The following is a 16,749-nucleotide window of genomic DNA, read 5'->3' as shown; positions in this document are numbered from 1 at the left end:
TTTATTTATTCCATCATTTTTTCAATTGGTAAAACTAATATAGAACTGGCACCTAAATTTTTTAATTTTTCCATAGTTTCCCAAAACAAAGTCTCGCTACTAACCATATGCATAGCTACTTTTGTTTTATCATTTGCTAATTTTAAAATTGTTGGATTTTCAGCTCCTCGTAATAATGAAACAACTTTGTCTAACTTAGAAATTGGAGCATGTAACATAATATATTTAGATTCTCTTGCTTTAATAACACCTTGAATACGTGTTATTAATTTATTAATTATATTTTCCTTAAAAATCGACATTTTTCCTAATCTACTAATAAGGCAAGCTGAAGAAATATAAACTGTTTCTACTTCATATAGTCCATTTTCTTTAAGAGTAGCACCTGTAGAAACTAAATCACATATAGCATCAGCCAAATTTAACCTTGGAGCAACTTCCACAGATCCATTTAATGAACATAATTTAAATTGAATTTTTTTTTTATCTAAAAAATTCTTTAGCAAATTAGGATAAGATGTAGCTATACGCGTATTTTGAAAATATTGTATATTACAATACTTTACATTTAATGGAATTGACAATGATAATCTACATGTTCCAAAATCAAGATCACATAATATATTATATAAATTTTTTTTTAATTTTTCTTTTCTATTTAAAAAATTTTCTTTTAATACATTTTTTCCTACAATTCCTAAATCAACTACTCCTTGAATAACTAACTCAGGAATGTCGTCGTCTCTAACATACATAATATCAATAGGCATATTTTCAGCAAAAGCAATTAAACCTTTTTGTTGTAAATTAATTTTAATCCCACAACGAGTTAATAATTTTTTAGAATCGTCACTTAGTCTGCCTGATTTTTGCATAGCAATTCGAACACGAGAATTTTTCTCTAGCATTTTTTTTCCTTATTTAGTAAATTTAATAAATTTTTTAAGAAAAATGTATTTTTTATAAAAAACAAAAAAGAATTATTAATTATTTAAAATTAATAATTTTTATTTAAAATAAAAAAAAATTTTATGTAAATAAAAAAATAAATTTTTTTAGAAAAATGAAAAAAATAAAAAAAATTTAAATTAAACAGTCAATTAAAACAATTAACGCTGCTGAATTTCCTAAACTTTTAGGCGCTTGACAAAAAGCAATAATATCTGGATGTTGAGATAACCAAAAAGAAGTTTGTTTTTTAAGAATATTTTTTCCATGTCCATGTATTATACATGCACAAAATATATTTTCTTCAAGACAGACAGAAATTAATATTCCTAATTCTTTCTTGGCTTGCAATTGATTTAAACCATGCAAATCAAGAGTAATTTCAGGAATATATTTTCCTTTTTTTATTTTTTTTAATTTATTTTTTTCACTTATATTTCGTACATATGAAATAGGATTATTCTTTACTTTATGAGTTAATTTACTGTTCGATAATAAATGAGAATTCAAATCATGCTCAAATATTTTACGTTTTAAAAATACAGAATTCTTTTCATAAGAATTTTTATAATGAAATATTGTATCTTGTTTTATTTCATTAATACCTTTTAAAGATTTTCGAAATAATGAAAAATCACTTAATAAAAATGTTTTATTGTTTTCCATAATTTTTTTAATTACCATTATACTTTTCATACAAAAATATTATTAAGCTTTTAATTATCTTAAATAAAATAAGATTTTTAAAAAATTAAACTAATTATAATAATTTTATTATAAAAAAGTATATTAATACTACAGCAAAAAAAATTTTTTTTAAATTAAAAAAACAATATGCTTATTATTAAATATAAACAAGGATTTCAAAATGGCCGGAAATACTATTGGAAAAAATTTTTGTATTACTACTTTTGGAGAATCACATGGAGAATCATTAGGTTGTATTGTTGATGGCGTGCCTCCAGGAATAAAAATATCCGAAAAAGATTTGCAAAAAGAACTTGATAGAAGAAAACCAGGAAGTTCTAAATATACAACCCAAAGAAAAGAAGAAGATAAAGTACAAATCTTATCAGGGTTATTTAATGGAATTACTACTGGTACTAGTATTGGATTACTTATCCATAATACCGATCAAAGATCAAAAGATTATGAAAATAATAAAAATTTATTTCGTCCAGGTCATGCAGATTACACCTATTATAAAAAATATGGTATTAGAGATTATAGAGGGGGAGGACGCTCTTCAGCTAGAGAAACAACTATGAGAGTTGCAGCTGGTGCAATAGCTAAAAAATATTTATTTGAAAAACATAATATTCTTATTCGAGGATATTTAGCTCAACTAGGAAATATTATTTGTGACTTAAAATCATGGGATGAAGTTAAAAATAATCCATTTTTTTGTGCTGATTCTAAAAAAGTTAAAAAAATTGAAAGTTTCATACGATTATTAAAAAAAGAAGGAAATTCTATTGGAGCAAAAATAACTATAATTTCAGAAAATGTTCCAGTTGGATTAGGAGAACCAGTATTTGATAGATTAGACGCTGATTTAGCTCATGCATTAATGAGCATTAATGCCGTTAAAGGGATAGAAATAGGAGATGGTTTTTCTGTAATAAACCAAAAAGGTTCTCAACATAGAGATGAAATTAATAATCAAAAATTTATAAGTAATCATGCTGGGGGAATACTCGGTGGAATTAGTAATGGAAAACCTATTCTAACAACAATTGCTTTGAAACCAACTTCTAGCATTAGAATTCCTGGAAAAACAATAGACATTTATGGAAATAATAGTGTAATTTCTACTAAAGGAAGACATGACCCTTGTGTAGGAATTAGAGCAGTTCCAATTGCTGAATCTATGGTCGCTATTGTTTTAATGGATCATTTATTGAGATATAGAGCTCAATGTAATAAAATTTAATTTTATTAAATTAAAATTTCAGTACCTATTTTTTCTTTAAAAACATAAATTTTCATATAAATTTATAATTTTTTTTAATTTAAATGCTACTAAACTAATAATTTAGTAGCATTTTTTCTACTTAAAACAATTAAATTATTTTAAAAAATTTATTTTTTTAAAAATTAATAATAAATTATTTAACGTAAATTTAACTTAATATAGTTTAAGACTAATTCATGATGAGTATTAGCCTGAAAATTATTAAATATTTTTCTAATAAAACCGGTAGAATCAATAAAAAAACTAGTTCTATCAACTCCATAATAATCTTTTCCAATAAAAGTTTTTTTTTTCCAAACACCAAATTTTTTACTTACTTTATGTTCAAAGTCTGATAGTAAGGTAAAATTTAACATTTCCTTTTCCATAAATCTTAGCAATTTTTTTGGTTTATCAGTACTTATTCCAATAATTTCTGTATTAAAATATTTAAAATTTTCTAATTTATCTCTTAAATTACATGCTTGTATTGTACAGCTAGGAGTCATAGCTTTAGGATAAAAAAAAAGTAATACATTTTTCCCTAAAAAATGATCTGAAGATACTAAAGCATTATCTTGATCTAATAAAAAAAATTTCGGGGCCATATCTCCAACTTCTAATTTTTTCACTAATGTTTCTCCGCATTAATAATTAATAAAAAAATATAAAAATATTTTTTTTTAATCAATAATATTGATTATAAAAAAATCTAAATTAAAAAAGTAAAAAATGCTATTATATTGATAATATCATTATATCTTTCTAAAAATTCAAATTTTCTGTATCATAAAACTATTATTAAAATTTTTAAGAAAGATATAAATATGTTAAGTATGAAAAATAAAAAGTAAGATTTTTTTAATACCATCAAAAAAAATCTTTAGTTTTGTTTAAAAAAATTGTTTTAAATTTAATAAAATTAATTATGTGTTAAGCATACAATCTTCTACTTGCTTTTTACATACCTTTTCAAACGTGCTATATAAAATTTACCTTTGGGAAAAATTAAAAATGTTTAAAGGAAGTATTGTAGCTCTTATTACTCCAATGGATGAAAAAGGAAATATTTGTAAAAATAGTTTAAAAAAATTAATTAATTATCATATTAAGTCCGGAACAAACGCTATTGTATCTGTTGGAACAACTGGAGAATCAGCTACTTTAAATCAAAATGAACACCTTAATTTAATTATGCATACTGTGGAAATAGCTGATGGAAAAATTCCTATTATTGCTGGTACAGGAGCTAATGCAACATCGGAAGCAATATCATTAACTAAAAGATTAAAAAATTCTGGAATTTCTGGTTGTTTAAGTGTTACTCCTTATTATAACCGTCCTACTCAAGAAGGTTTATATCAGCATTTTAAATTAATTTCTGAAAATACTAAAATTCCACAAATTCTTTATAATGTACCTTCACGAACAGGTTGTGATTTATTACCTAAGACTGTAATTAAATTATCTAAACTAAAAAATATTATAGGTTTAAAAGAAGCTTCCGGGGACTTATCAAGAGTAAATAATATTAGAAATTATGTTTCTAAAAAATTTTTATTATTCAGTGGAGATGATTCTAGTGCTCTTGATTTTATACAATTAGGAGGAGATGGAGTAATTTCAGTAACTGCGAACATAGCAGCAAAAGAAATGTCAGAAATGTGTAAGTTAGCTTTAAAAAAAGACTTTAATTCTGCTAAAAAAATTAATAAAAAATTAACAGATTTACATGAAATTTTATTTATCGAACCAAATCCAATGCCTATTAAATGGGCAGCTAAAAAGCTTAATTTAATATTAACTGATACTCTTAGACTACCAATGATTCAAATTTCTAATTCTACTAAAATTGCTTTAAAAAATATTTTAAAAAAAATAAATTTATTATCTTCAGAATAATCGAATTGAAAAAGAGTATCTTATTAAATTTCAAAAATATTTTTTGTATATACAAAAAATATTTTTTTAAATTAAAAATTTCCTTTTAAACATGCTTAAATTATATAATTTGAATTAAAAAATAAAAAAATTTATATTTACAATTATATATTAATAACCGTAAAACTAACTTAATTGAACTTTGATAAATAAATTCAATGAAAAATTATTGTTATTAACAATAGATAGAATCTTATACGGAGCATTATAATAATGCTCCGTATAATAAAAATTTATACTATGTAAGTAGTAACAATATTTATTTACACAAAATAATTTAAGCAACTAATTTATTCATAATATATTCATATATTTTACTCAAAATACATAAATCTTCTATTTCAACACACTCATTAACTTTATGAATAGTTTTATTTAAAAGTCCTAATTCAATAATTTCAGCACCTGTTAAAGAGATAAATCGACCATCCGAAGTTCCTCCTGCTGTTGATAATATAGGTGTAATTTTATTAGTATATTGAATAGCTTTAGTAACTACTTTTGTTAATATTCCAGGAGTAGAAAAAAATGGAAGACCTGATAATTTCCAGTCAATAAAATATTTTATTTTATATTTAAGTAATATTTTTTGAAAATATTTTTTTATTTCTTGAACGGTAATAACCGGGCTAAATCGAATATTAAATATTATAAGTAACTCATTTGGAACTAAATTCTCCGAATTTGAATTAGATTCAACTTTAACTATCTGCATATTTGTAGACGGAAAAAAATCATTTCCTTTATCAAATTCATGCGAAATTAATTCTTTTAAAAAAGAAATAGATTTATGAATAGGATTATCTGAAAATTTAGGATAAGCTACATGTCCTTGAACGCCTAAAATTTTTAAATACCCTGTTATTGAACCTCTTCTACCGTTTTTTATAGAATCACCTACTTTAATATTACTAGAAGGCTCTCCTAAAATACAGTAATCTATATTTTCTTTTCTAGATATCAATTTTTTTATAACAGCTTTAGTTCCATCAATTGCGAGCGATTCTTCATCAGAAGTTATTAAGAAAGATAATCGATTTTTATGATTAGGATTTAAATAAATAAAATTTTCAGCTGCTATTATCATTGCAGCTAAAGCACCCTTCATATCAACCGCGCCTCTTCCAAAAAGTGTATTATTTTCAATAGTAGGACTAAATGGAGGAAATTTCCATAAATTTTTTTTTCCAGCAGATACAACATCTGTATGTCCTGCAAATGTTAAATTTTTTCCTTTTCCTCTAAAAGCCCAGATATTCGAAGTGTTATTAATATTTATATGTTCTACAGTAAATCCTATAGACCTTAATCTATTTGAAATAATTTCTTGACAACCCAAATCTGCTGGACTTATAGAGGGTATAGAAATTAATTGTTTTGCTAATTCAACAATAAAATTTTTTTTCATTAAATGCCTTAATAAATAAAAAATTAATATTTTTTTATTTAATACTATTAATATATATCTAATGTTTTAAATAGAATCATTATTTTAAAAAAAAATCAGAAAATTAGAATATCCAATTATTTATTTAATATTAATTTTAATTTATTCACAATATTTTCTATTGTAAATCCAAATTCAGAATATAAAACTTCACCAGCAGCTGATTCTCCGTATCTATTAATCCCTATTATTTTTCCATTTAAACCAACATATTTATACCAAAAATCCGTTATTCCAGCCTCAATAGCTACTCTTTTTATAACTTTTTCAGGAAAAAGATATTGTTTATATTCTATATTTTGTTTATCAAATGTATCTGCAGAAGGCATTGATATTACTCTGCTAGAGTATCCTAAAGAATCAATTTTTTTAGATACTTCTAATGTTAAAGATAATTCAGAACCTGTTGAAACTAAAATTAAATCAATTTTATTTTTATCAGTATCCTTAATAATATACGCTCCCTTAGAAATATTTTTTAATTGTTCTTTATTTCTATTAAATTGAATTAAATTTTGCCTAGATAGAATTAAAGCAGTGGGACCGCTTTCGTTTTCTATAGCACACTTCCATGCTACAGCAGTTTCAACTTGATCACTAGGTCTCCATACACTTAAATTTGGAGTTAATCGTAAATGTGTTAACTGTTCAATAGGTTGATGTGTTGGACCATCTTCTCCTAGTCCTATGGAATCATGAGTATAAATAAAAATCTGTTTAGTTTTCATTAATGCGGACATTCTAATGGCATTTTTTGCATATTCTGAAAAAACTAAAAAAGTAGCAGTATATGGAATAAAACCTCTATAAACTGAAATTCCATTAGAAATAGCTGTCATTCCAAATTCTCTAACTCCAAAATGTATATAATTTCCATTATGATTGTTTTTGATAGAAACAGAATTATGATGAATTGTTAAATTACTAGGAGATAAATCAGCAGAACCACCAATTAATTCTGGTAATATTTTTCCAATGAATGATAAAACTTTTTGCGATGCTTGCCTTGTAGCAATAGTTTCAGAATTTTCCTGTAAAGTACTAATTAAACTATTTATTTCTTTCTTCCAATTTTTTGGAAGTAAATTATTTATTCTTCTTTTATACTCTAATGCTAAATCAGGATATTCTTTTTCATAATTTTTAAAAATATTATTCCATTTTTCTTCTATTTCTTTACCTTTTTTTTCAGCATTCCAAAGAGAATATATTTCTTTAGGTATAAAAAAATCTGAATATTTCCAACCCATATTTTTTTTTGTTAATTCTAATTCAATTTTTCCTAAAGGAGCACCATGAACAATTTCTTGATTAGCTTTATTAGGTGAACCAAATCCAATGATTGTGTTACAAATAATTAATGATGGTTTATTAATATTTTGTTTAGCTGCTCTGATTGCATTAGAAATTGATAAAGTATTATGTCCATCTGCTTCTACCACATGCCAATTATAAGCTTCAAAACGTTTTTTTGTATTTTCACTAAACCAATTTATAACCGGGCCATCTATGGATATTTTATTACTGTCATAAAATACTATTAATTTTCCCAAGCTTAATGTGCCTGCTAATGAACAAGCTTCATGGGAAATTCCTTCCATTAAACAACCATCCCCTACGAACACCCAAGTATAATGATCTACTATAGAATAATTTTTTCGATTAAAATAGGCACCTAAAGTACGCTCAGATATAGCCATTCCAACTGCATTAGCTAATCCTTGCCCTAATGGACCTGTTGTAATATCAACACCTTCTGTACAACCAAATTCAGGATGTCCTGGCGTTTTTGAACCTAATTTTCTAAAATTTTTTAATTCTTTTATGGATAAATTATAACCTGTAAGATGTAAAAGACTGTATAATAAAGCAGAAGAATGTCCGTTTGAAAGAACAAATCGATCTCTATTTGCCCACTTTGAATTTAAAGGATTATGCTTAAAAAAATCTCTCCATAATACTTCTGCTATATCTGCCATACCCATAGGAGCTCCAGGATGACCAGAGTTAGCCCTTTCAACCATATCTATACTTAATGCTCTAATTGCATTAGCCAATTCTTTTCTTGAATACATATTAATCCTTAAAAAGTTGTTTTAACTATTTAAAAAAAGTTCAAAAAATAAAATTAAATAAAAAAACTAAAATTTTTTTGACAATATTTTTTCTAGATTTTCTTGATCTTGAGCAAATTTTCGAATGCCTTCTGATAATTTTTCAACAGCCATAGAATCTTGATTATGATCCCATCTAAATTCAGATTCTGATAAAATTTTTCTATTTTTATAACATTTTTTTTTATAATTTAAAACTTGCTTTACATTTTTTATATTATTCTCTAATTCTTTTAATAAAGGAGGAGAAATTGTTAAATAATCACATCCGGCTAATGCTAATATTTGTTCTATTCTTCTAAAACTAGCACCCATAATAATTGTTTTATAATTGTTTTCTTTATAATAATTGAAAATTTTTTGAACAGATAACACTCCTGGATCTGTTTTAACTGAATAAATACTATTAGGAATCTTTGATTGATACCAATCATAAATTCTTCCTACAAAAGGAGAGATTAAAAAAACTTCCGCTTCTGCGCAAGCCCTAGCTTGTGCAAAAGAAAATAATAAGGTTAAATTGCAATTAATATTGTCTTTTTTCAATTCTTTAGCTGCAGAAATACACTCCCAAGTAGCTGCTAATTTAATTAAAATTTTAGATCGATTGATACCTTCTTCTTCATACATTTTTATGATTGAATTTGCTTTTTCAATGCATGCTTCTTTATTAAAAGATAACCTAGCATCTACTTCTGTAGAAATTTTTCCTGGTATATATTTTAATATTTCTGAACCAATTAAAACTGAAATTTTTTCACTGGCATTAGTAATTTTTTTTTGATAATTTCCACCTATTAATTTAGCATATTTTATAGCAGAAATAATAAGATTCTGATAACAAGGCAAATTAATAGCTTGTAAAATAAGTGTTGGATTAGTAGTCGCATCTTTTGGTTGATACTTTTGAATAAATTTAATATCTCCTGTATCAGCAACAACGGTCGTAATTTTCTTTAAACTTTGTAATTGATTCATTATAAACAAAAACCTCTTTTTAAAATTAAATATTTATATTCAAAAAATAAAACTGTTATAGTAAGATATAAATAAAACTTAATAAAAAAATATTTTTTTTCAAAAAAATTTTTTTTAAAAAAAATTTAAATAATATTTAATATTTTTTAAAAAAAAATTAAGAAAAAAATTTTTTTATAATTAAAGAAACATTAGTCCCTCCGAATCCAAAACTATTAGACATAATAGTTTTAAGATTAAACTGTCTAAAATTTTGAACTATAGGAAAATCTTTAGCAATAGGATCTAAGTTAGAAATATTAATACTTGGAACAATAAAATTATATTTTAACATCAAAATAGAATAAATTAATTCATGTACTCCAGCCGTTCCTAACGCATGACCTGTTAAACTTTTAGTTGAAGAAATTAGTGGAATATTTTTCTTATCAAATGTTTTTTTAACGCTCAATAATTCAGAAACATCTCCTATTTTTGTAGATGTTGCATGTGTATTTAAATAATCAATAGGAAAATTAATTGTACTTAAAGCTAATTTCATGCATCTAATTGCTCCTTTTGCTGATGGTTTAACCATATTTTTTCCATCTGAACTAAATCCATATCCTATGATTTCTCCGTATATCTCAACATTTCTAGACAAAGCATGACTTAATTCTTCTAATACTATTATTCCTGATCCTTCGGATATGATAAAACCATCTCTATCAATATCATAAGCTCTAGAAGCTTTCTCAGGTATATTATTTCTTTTTTTTGACAATACTTTCATTGCATCAAATTTTAACATTAATTCTTTACTTAATGCTTCAGCACCCCCAGCAAAAATAATATCTTGTTTTCCTGTTTGAATTAAATTATAGGCATTTCCTATACAATGTGCTGAACTAGAACAAGCAGAACTAATAGAATAACTAATTCCATAAATATTAAAAAAAGTAGAAAGACAAGCTGATAAATTTGATGTCATTGTTTGTAATAAAGAATATGTGTTAGGGAATTTTTTTCTTTTTATATTTTTATTCTCTCTTCCATTCAATAGATCATATCTATTTTCTTGATTCATCGAAGAACCTGTTATAAGTCCTACCCGAGAATTTTTTTTAAAAATGTTTACTGTAAGATTAGAATCTTTAATTGCTTCTAACATTGTTAAATATGCATATGCTGAAGAAGTATTCATAAACCGAATATTTTTTTTATAAATTTTTTCAAACATATCTAGATTGCATTTTATATTACCGCAAATTTGACTACTCATACCTATTTTTTTCATAAAATCAGAAAAAATTATTCCTGATTTTTGCTTTTTTAATGCTAGCAATACTTCTTGAACGTTATTTCCAATACTAGAAATAATTCCTAATCCTGTAATAACAACTCTTTTCACATTTAATACACCTTATAATAAATATTTATTTATACATAATCAAAAAAAATAATTAATTTTTTTTGAAATTAATTTACTGATAATAATCAAAATTAAAAAAAATTTTTTTTATATTTAAATTTGAAAAAATATTTTTTTTAAAAAAACCAATTTTTTTTTAATAATTATTAATCAATAGTTTATTAAAACTTTTTCTAAACCAAATAAAAGCACATAAAGATATTTATATCTAATAATATATGATAAAATTTTATTTAAAACATTCTTAATACGAAAATATATTTTCTTTAAAAAAATATATATTTCTACTAAAGAAGTTGACCGGGTAGTCGCTGCTAATTTAAATATTTATTAGGAGAGGAAAGTCCGGGCTCTAAAGGGCTAAAAGTGCCAGATAATGTCTGGGAGGTGTGAACCTACGAATAGTGCAACAGAAAAAAACCTCCGATTTTTTAAAAAAATATTTATAATTCGGGAAGGGTGAAAAGGTGAGGTAAGAGCTCACCGCAAAATTAGTAATAATTTTGGCAGTGTAAACTCCACTTGGAGCAAAGCTAAATAAGGTAAAAAAAGTTATAGCCCTTACTTAAAAACCTGGGTAAGCTGCTTGAACTAACAAGCGATTGTTAGTCTAGAGAAATGACTACCTAAAACAAAACCCGGCTTATAGGTCAACTTCTTTTTCTTTAAAATTTTATATAAAAGTAAATAAAAAAATTATTTTTCTTAAATTCCTGATATTTGAACATCTGATATTAATATAGAACCACATTGTATACAATTTCTATTATTTAGCTCATCACTTATACTTTCTATATTAAGAAATAAATCTCTTAAATTTCCCGATATAGTAATTTCACTAACAGAATATTGAATTTTACTATCTGATACCCAAAATCCTACTGCTCCATATGAATAATCACCTGTAATTAAATTAATTCCATCACCTAATAATTCGGTTATAAATAATCCTGTTTTCATAATCTTTAGTAAACTACTGAAATTTACTTTTAAAGCAGGAGTAACTATCCAATTATGAATTCCTCCTGAGTTTCCAGTGCTTAATTTCCCTAATTTTCTACCTGAATAACTATTTAATAACCATGTTCTCAATATTCCTTGTTTAACTATATAACGGAATTTAGTTTTGACTCCTTCATTATCAAATGGTTTAGATTCTATTCCTTTGCTTAAATTTGGGTCTTCATGAATATTTAACCAATCAGGAAATATTTTTTTTTCTAAGTAATTTAATAAAAATGTTGATTTTTTATATACATTTTCTCCACTAATTGCAAAAGAAAAAGACGATAAAATTTCCGCTGCTACATCAGGATTTAAAATAATAGAAGATTTCATTGTTTTAATTTTAGTAGGAGATAATCGAGATAAAGCTTTTTTTGCACTTTTTTTTCCTATCCAAACTGGACTTTTTATATCTTTCATATCTCTTACAAGAGAATATTCATAATCTCTTTGCATATCATTTTTATCTTTTGCTATTACACAACTTGATAAAGAATACTGACTAGTATGATATGATTGAATCATATTATAAGTATTTCCAAATACTTTTGTAGTTACGTAAGCATTAAAAGAACTTCCTTCAGAATTTACAATTTTTTTATCAAATTTAAAAGATGTCTCTTCAGCTAATATTGCTAAATTTTTAGCTTTTTTTAAGTCAAAAATCCAGGGATAAAACAAATTAATTTTTTTTACTTTAAATGCTAATAACTCTACTTCTGGTAAGCCAGAAAAAACATCTTGCGTTGTATATTTAGAAATATTAATAGCTCCTTCTATAGTTTTTTTAATTCCATTAATACTTAAATCAGAGGAATAAGCAGTGCCTGTTTTATTTTTATTAAAAACTGTAATAGTTAAATTAGATTCGTTATGAAATTCTATATTCTCTAATTTTCCAAATCGTATATTTATATTAATACCTGTGATTCTTGTAATACTTACAGCTGCATTTTCAACTCTATTTTTAATTAGACCCAAAATCGTTACTATCTTATCTTTTAATAATTGTTCTTCTGTACTTACCGAATGAAAAATATTCATTATAAAAATTCCTTTTATTTAAAAAAAAAATTTAAGAAAAGCATTTTTTTTAAAAGGTACGTAGTTTCTAACAAAACTTTATCAAATATTTCTTATTAGTGCTAGAAGTTTAATTCTAGAAACGAAAAATTAATTTAATTAAAATTGAAAATACTAAATTTTTATAAAATCAAAAAATAAAAAATTGTTTTTTTACCATTTTTTTTGCTATTATAAATAATAATTGATATTAATATTATTAATGAGACTAATAAAAAAATTAAGAAAAATTATGAATTTAAATATTATTCCTGCTGGAAAAAAAGTTCCCCAAAATATTTATGTTGTTATCGAAATATCTGCTAATTCAACACCTGTAAAATATGAAGTTGATAAAAAAACAGGTGTTCTATTCGTTGATCGTTTTATTTCTACTCCTATGTTTTATCCTTGTAACTACGGGTATATAAATAAAACAAAGTCTCAAGATGGAGATGCTTTGGATGCTTTAGTTCCATCACCTTACCCCATCCTACCAGGTTCTGTAATTTTATGCCGACCTATAGGTCTATTAAAAATGATTGATGAATCAGGAAAAGATAATAAAATTATTGCTGTTCCTGATGAAAAAATTAGTGATAGATATAATCATATAAAGGATATAGATGATCTTTCAAAAACATTAAAAAAGAAAATTATACATTTTTTTTCACATTATAAAGATTTAGAATCTGGAAAATGGGTTAAAAATATAGAATGGTCTAACTGTGAAGAAGCAAAAAAAGAAATTTTCTCTTCTTTAAAAAAAAATAAAAAAAATTCTTCTATGTAAATTTTAAAATAGCTATCACTTATTTTTTAAAAAAAATATTTCTTATATCTAAAAATTATTTTTTTTAAAATTTTGTATTTTTATTTAGGAAACATAAAAATGTCGCAGATTTGTAAAATTACCGGAAAAAAACCAATGTCAGGAAACAATCGTTCTCATGCAATGAATGCAACTAAAAGAAAATTCCTACCAAATCTACAGGTACACAGATTTTGGGTTAGCGAACAAAAAAAATTTATAAAATTGAGAGTATCAACCAAAGCTATTCGTTTAATTGATAAAAAAGGTATACTTTATTTTTTAAAAAAAGAAAAAAAAATATAAAATTAATACATATACAACATAAGAAAAATATGGAGAATTTATGGCTAAAAAAGTTAGAGAAAAAATAAAACTAGTATCTTCTAGTGGATCAGGACATTATTATACCACTACAAAAAACAAAAGATCTAAACCAAAAAAACTAGAACTAAAAAAATACGATCCTAAAATTAAAAAACATGTTTTATACATTGAAAAAAAAATAAAAAAATAATTTTTTATTATCAAATTTAAAAAAATCTACAATAAAAAATTATAATTTATCTAATAAGTTAAAAAAAAATGTTTCATATACTGAAGAAATTATCGGAATAAAATATAACAACATTATTATTCCAATAGATAATGTAATAGGAATGCCAATTGAAAAAATAGATAACTGAAAACAAATACGATTTAAAAAAGAAATAATAATATTTATCAACAATAAACATATTAAAATAGGAAATATGAGCATTAAACTTTGTAACAATATTGGACCAAAAAAAATAACTAAATTAAAAAATATTTTTTTTGAAAAAAAAATATTTTGTATAGGAAAAATCTGAAAACTTTTAACAATAATTTTTATTATTATAATATGTCCATTAAATGAAAGAAATAAAAAATTTGTAAGTAAATTAATTAATCTTGAAAGAATTAAACTATTTAAACGAGAATTCAGATCAAATATAGCAGAGAAAGATAATCCCATCTGTACACTTATTATTTCTCCTGCTATTCTAGATATTGAAAAAAATAAAACAAAAAAATAGCCCATTACACACCCGATCAGAATTTGTTCTATTAAAGTTAAAATTCCTTTCGATGAAAATAATGAAAAATTTAAATAAAATTTATTAACTTCCAAAGAATAATTAATTAATATTGAAAGTAAAAATTTAATCTTATAGTTTATAACCTTATTACCTAAAATTGGAACTATGATTATAAATGAAAAAATTCTTATTAAAGAATAAATAAAAGAATTGGATTCTCTTAATAGCTCTTCTAAATAGTTATTTAACATTTTTAATTATTCAGTTAAAAGTTATTAAATAAAAAATATATATAATCTTTTATAATTCTTAGCATCCAAGGCCCTAAAATAATCAAAGTGATAATTACCGAAAACATTTTCGGAATAAAAGATAAAGTTTGTTCATTAATTTGTGTTACAGCTTGTAAAACGCCAATAATTAATCCTGTAATTAATGAAACTAATAACAGTGGTAAAGATAACATCAGAATCACTTTTAAAGCTTCATGAAAAATTAAAGAAATATATTCAGAAGACATACGATTCCTTTTTTATTTTTTTTAACATTTAAAGAAAATATTTTAGTTAAAAAAAAATTTTAATATTAATTATTAATTAAAACTATTTACTAATGAAAGAACTAATAATTGCCATCCGTCCACTAAAACAAAAAGCATTAATTTAAGAGGCAAAGAAATAGTTGATGGAGGTACCATCATCATGCCCAAAGACATCAAAACACTAGCTACTACCAAATCTATAATTAAAAAAGGAATAAAGATAGTGAATCCTATCTGAAAAGCAGTTTTTAATTCACTTATAATAAAAGATGGTAATAAAATATTCATAGGAACATCTGCTTTTTTTTTAAATACAAATGTATGAGAAATATTAGAAAATGCTATAAGATCAGATTCTTTTACTTGATTTAACATAAATTCTTTAAAAGGTTTTATACTTTTATGAAAAGTTTTTTTTATTGAAATTTTATTTTCAATAAAAGGAATATAAGCTTCATTATATGACTGATTAAAAACAGGAGACATGATAAAAAATGTTAAAAATAAAGAAAGACCAATTATTATTTGATTAGAAGGAGAGTAAGGTATACCTAACGCATTTCTTAACAAACTGAAAACAATGATAATTCTAGTAAAACTAGTCATCATTAACAAAACAGCCGGAAAAAATGTTAACAACGCTATAATTATAAATATTTTTATAGAAGATGAAAAATATTCATTATTATTATTTAAGACATTATCGAGAATAGCGTTCGAATTTTTTCCATAAACTGATGATGAAAAAAAGAAAGAAAAAAAATAAAATAATGGAAAAAAATTAAATTTTCTAAAAAAATAACTATTACTTTTTTTTAGCATTTTTATCACCTTTAACAGATAAATTTTTGTCATGTATTCTGTATTCAGGTAAGATTTTATGCAAACATGTTATATTATTTTTAGTTATACCCAATACAAGTATTATTTGATAAAATTCAATAATTAATATGTAATTATTTAAACCTATAAAAGTTTTAGAAATAATTTTAATATGTTTTTTTTTTTTAAAAATATTTTCTTTTTTAAAAATAAAAAAAATAAACAAAAATAAACATATTAATATTAATATTAATAAAAAATTTTTATATTCAATAATATTTTTTTTAAAAAAAATAGAGTACATATTCAAAATTTTTTTCATCTCATGCATAAATAATTTACCCAATATACTTTTTATAATGTTAAAAAAATTATAATATTAAATTATTTGATATAAAAATATCATTAATATTATTTAATATAAAACAAATATTTTTAAAATGTTAAATAAATTTAACTTATTTTATTTTTTTAAATAGTTTTATTATTAGCTAAAATTCTATTTTTTAAATTATTAAATATTCTTAGTTAAATAAAATTATTATTTTATAAAACAATATTTATTTAATTTGTATTTTTAAAAAAAGTTTTTTTTTACTTAAAGATCTTTTTCTAAAAATTATACAAAAAAAAATAGTTTTTTTTTCTTTTTTT

At 23.4% G+C, this 16,749-nt stretch carries 17 protein-coding genes and 1 other RNA gene; 6 read left to right on the top strand and 12 right to left on the bottom strand.

Features of this window, described 5'->3' with window-relative positions; genetic code table 11:
* Positions 1 to 5: 5 nt before the first annotated feature.
* Entirely contained in the window at positions 6 to 908 is a 903-nt protein-coding gene (gene hisG, locus AB4W62_RS00440) for an ATP phosphoribosyltransferase (protein WP_367679990.1), read from the bottom strand.
* Between the two features lie 175 nt (positions 909 to 1,083).
* Positions 1,084 to 1,614: an endonuclease SmrB gene (gene smrB / locus AB4W62_RS00435; protein WP_367680130.1), complete on the bottom strand. Its 531-nt coding sequence runs from the start codon at positions 1,612 to 1,614 to the stop codon at positions 1,084 to 1,086.
* Positions 1,615 to 1,816: 202 nt separating this feature from the next.
* On the opposite strand from smrB, the gene aroC reads away from it, so the two are divergent.
* Positions 1,817 to 2,881: a chorismate synthase gene (aroC, locus tag AB4W62_RS00430; RefSeq protein WP_367679989.1), complete on the top strand. Its 1,065-nt coding sequence runs from the start codon at positions 1,817 to 1,819 to the stop codon at positions 2,879 to 2,881.
* A gap of 179 nt (positions 2,882 to 3,060) precedes the next feature.
* Here the strand turns inward: aroC and bcp are convergent, their stop codons facing one another.
* Positions 3,061 to 3,534 carry a thioredoxin-dependent thiol peroxidase gene (gene bcp, locus AB4W62_RS00425; protein ID WP_367679988.1) on the bottom strand — a complete coding sequence of 158 codons (474 nt, stop codon included), beginning with the start codon at positions 3,532 to 3,534 and terminating at the stop codon, positions 3,061 to 3,063.
* 382 nt (positions 3,535 to 3,916) lie between these two features.
* On the opposite strand from bcp, the gene dapA reads away from it, so the two are divergent.
* A complete protein-coding gene (dapA, locus tag AB4W62_RS00420) occupies positions 3,917 to 4,804 on the top strand; it encodes a 4-hydroxy-tetrahydrodipicolinate synthase (RefSeq protein ID WP_367679987.1) in 888 nt (295 codons plus the stop codon).
* Between the two features lie 316 nt (positions 4,805 to 5,120).
* Here the strand turns inward: dapA and dapE are convergent, their stop codons facing one another.
* From dapE to AB4W62_RS00400, 4 genes are all read right to left on the bottom strand, one after another.
* Positions 5,121 to 6,251, bottom strand: a complete 1,131-nt coding sequence (gene dapE, locus AB4W62_RS00415) for a succinyl-diaminopimelate desuccinylase (protein WP_367679986.1) — start codon at positions 6,249 to 6,251, stop codon at positions 5,121 to 5,123.
* Positions 6,252 to 6,367: 116 nt separating this feature from the next.
* Positions 6,368 to 8,365 carry a transketolase gene (tkt, locus tag AB4W62_RS00410; RefSeq protein WP_367679985.1) on the bottom strand — a complete coding sequence of 666 codons (1,998 nt, stop codon included), beginning with the start codon at positions 8,363 to 8,365 and terminating at the stop codon, positions 6,368 to 6,370.
* A gap of 66 nt (positions 8,366 to 8,431) precedes the next feature.
* Positions 8,432 to 9,382 carry a transaldolase gene (gene tal / locus AB4W62_RS00405; protein WP_367679984.1) on the bottom strand — a complete coding sequence of 317 codons (951 nt, stop codon included), beginning with the start codon at positions 9,380 to 9,382 and terminating at the stop codon, positions 8,432 to 8,434.
* A gap of 157 nt (positions 9,383 to 9,539) precedes the next feature.
* Positions 9,540 to 10,772, bottom strand: coding sequence for a beta-ketoacyl synthase N-terminal-like domain-containing protein (locus AB4W62_RS00400; RefSeq protein ID WP_367679983.1), 1,233 nt, complete (start codon positions 10,770 to 10,772; stop codon positions 9,540 to 9,542).
* 313 nt (positions 10,773 to 11,085) lie between these two features.
* Here AB4W62_RS00400 and rnpB point away from each other — a divergent pair.
* Positions 11,086 to 11,455: RNase P RNA component class A (rnpB, locus tag AB4W62_RS00395), an RNA gene on the top strand.
* A gap of 43 nt (positions 11,456 to 11,498) precedes the next feature.
* Here rnpB and pmbA read toward each other — a convergent pair.
* Positions 11,499 to 12,842, bottom strand: a complete 1,344-nt coding sequence (gene pmbA, locus AB4W62_RS00390; protein ID WP_367679982.1) for a metalloprotease PmbA — start codon at positions 12,840 to 12,842, stop codon at positions 11,499 to 11,501.
* A gap of 271 nt (positions 12,843 to 13,113) precedes the next feature.
* Between pmbA and ppa the strand changes: the two genes are divergently transcribed.
* The 3 genes from ppa to rpmG all read left to right on the top strand — a co-directional run bounded on the left by ppa (position 13,114) and on the right by rpmG (position 14,188).
* On the top strand, positions 13,114 to 13,653 hold the full coding sequence (ppa, locus tag AB4W62_RS00385; RefSeq protein WP_367679981.1) for an inorganic diphosphatase: 540 nt from the start codon (positions 13,114 to 13,116) through the stop codon (positions 13,651 to 13,653).
* Positions 13,654 to 13,752: 99 nt separating this feature from the next.
* Positions 13,753 to 13,977: a 50S ribosomal protein L28 gene (gene rpmB, locus AB4W62_RS00380; protein WP_367679980.1), complete on the top strand. Its 225-nt coding sequence runs from the start codon at positions 13,753 to 13,755 to the stop codon at positions 13,975 to 13,977.
* A 40-nt stretch (positions 13,978 to 14,017) separates the two neighbouring features.
* Complete coding sequence (gene rpmG / locus AB4W62_RS00375; protein WP_343152864.1) at positions 14,018 to 14,188, top strand: 50S ribosomal protein L33; 171 nt, start codon at positions 14,018 to 14,020, stop codon at positions 14,186 to 14,188.
* A gap of 39 nt (positions 14,189 to 14,227) precedes the next feature.
* On the opposite strand, the gene AB4W62_RS00370 is transcribed toward rpmG, so the two are convergent.
* The 4 genes from AB4W62_RS00370 to AB4W62_RS00355 all read right to left on the bottom strand — a co-directional run bounded on the left by AB4W62_RS00370 (position 14,228) and on the right by AB4W62_RS00355 (position 16,426).
* Entirely contained in the window at positions 14,228 to 14,983 is a 756-nt protein-coding gene (locus AB4W62_RS00370; protein ID WP_367679979.1) for a flagellar biosynthetic protein FliR, read from the bottom strand.
* A 14-nt stretch (positions 14,984 to 14,997) separates the two neighbouring features.
* Complete coding sequence (fliQ, locus tag AB4W62_RS00365; protein ID WP_367679978.1) at positions 14,998 to 15,252, bottom strand: flagellar biosynthesis protein FliQ; 255 nt, start codon at positions 15,250 to 15,252, stop codon at positions 14,998 to 15,000.
* A gap of 72 nt (positions 15,253 to 15,324) precedes the next feature.
* Entirely contained in the window at positions 15,325 to 16,095 is a 771-nt protein-coding gene (gene fliP / locus AB4W62_RS00360; RefSeq protein WP_367679977.1) for a flagellar type III secretion system pore protein FliP, read from the bottom strand.
* Positions 16,079 to 16,426: a flagellar biosynthetic protein FliO gene (locus AB4W62_RS00355; protein ID WP_367679976.1), complete on the bottom strand. Its 348-nt coding sequence runs from the start codon at positions 16,424 to 16,426 to the stop codon at positions 16,079 to 16,081. Before AB4W62_RS00355 ends, fliP begins: the two co-directional genes overlap by 17 nt.
* Between the last annotated feature and the right edge of the window lie 323 nt (positions 16,427 to 16,749).

The organism is Buchnera aphidicola (Mindarus abietinus) (assembly GCF_964059085.1).
Lineage (GTDB): Bacteria > Pseudomonadota > Gammaproteobacteria > Enterobacterales > Enterobacteriaceae > Buchnera_A > Buchnera_A aphidicola_C.
The sequence above is the reverse complement of the archived record's forward strand: the minus strand, read 5'-3'. Positions and strand labels throughout refer to the sequence as shown.

Bases quoted from the DNA above. Each gene is read 5' to 3' on its own strand.
- hisG (WP_367679990.1), bottom strand. From the start codon at position 908: ATGCTAGAGAAAAATTCTCGTGTTCGAATTGCTATGCAAAAATCAGGC.
- smrB (WP_367680130.1), bottom strand. From the start codon at position 1,614: ATGGAAAACAATAAAACATTTTTATTAAGTGATTTTTCATTATTTCGA.
- tkt (WP_367679985.1), bottom strand. From the start codon at position 8,365: ATGTATTCAAGAAAAGAATTGGCTAATGCAATTAGAGCATTAAGTATA.
- tal (WP_367679984.1), bottom strand. From the start codon at position 9,382: ATGAATCAATTACAAAGTTTAAAGAAAATTACGACCGTTGTTGCTGAT.
- dapA (WP_367679987.1), top strand. From the start codon at position 3,917: ATGTTTAAAGGAAGTATTGTAGCTCTTATTACTCCAATGGATGAAAAA.
- AB4W62_RS00355 (WP_367679976.1), bottom strand. From the start codon at position 16,426: ATGCATGAGATGAAAAAAATTTTGAATATGTACTCTATTTTTTTTAAA.
- dapE (WP_367679986.1), bottom strand. From the start codon at position 6,251: ATGAAAAAAAATTTTATTGTTGAATTAGCAAAACAATTAATTTCTATA.
- aroC (WP_367679989.1), top strand. From the start codon at position 1,817: ATGGCCGGAAATACTATTGGAAAAAATTTTTGTATTACTACTTTTGGA.
- pmbA (WP_367679982.1), bottom strand. From the start codon at position 12,842: ATGAATATTTTTCATTCGGTAAGTACAGAAGAACAATTATTAAAAGAT.
- rpmG (WP_343152864.1), top strand. From the start codon at position 14,018: ATGGCTAAAAAAGTTAGAGAAAAAATAAAACTAGTATCTTCTAGTGGA.
- ppa (WP_367679981.1), top strand. From the start codon at position 13,114: ATGAATTTAAATATTATTCCTGCTGGAAAAAAAGTTCCCCAAAATATT.
- rpmB (WP_367679980.1), top strand. From the start codon at position 13,753: ATGTCGCAGATTTGTAAAATTACCGGAAAAAAACCAATGTCAGGAAAC.
- AB4W62_RS00370 (WP_367679979.1), bottom strand. From the start codon at position 14,983: ATGTTAAATAACTATTTAGAAGAGCTATTAAGAGAATCCAATTCTTTT.
- fliQ (WP_367679978.1), bottom strand. From the start codon at position 15,252: ATGTCTTCTGAATATATTTCTTTAATTTTTCATGAAGCTTTAAAAGTG.
- fliP (WP_367679977.1), bottom strand. From the start codon at position 16,095: ATGCTAAAAAAAAGTAATAGTTATTTTTTTAGAAAATTTAATTTTTTT.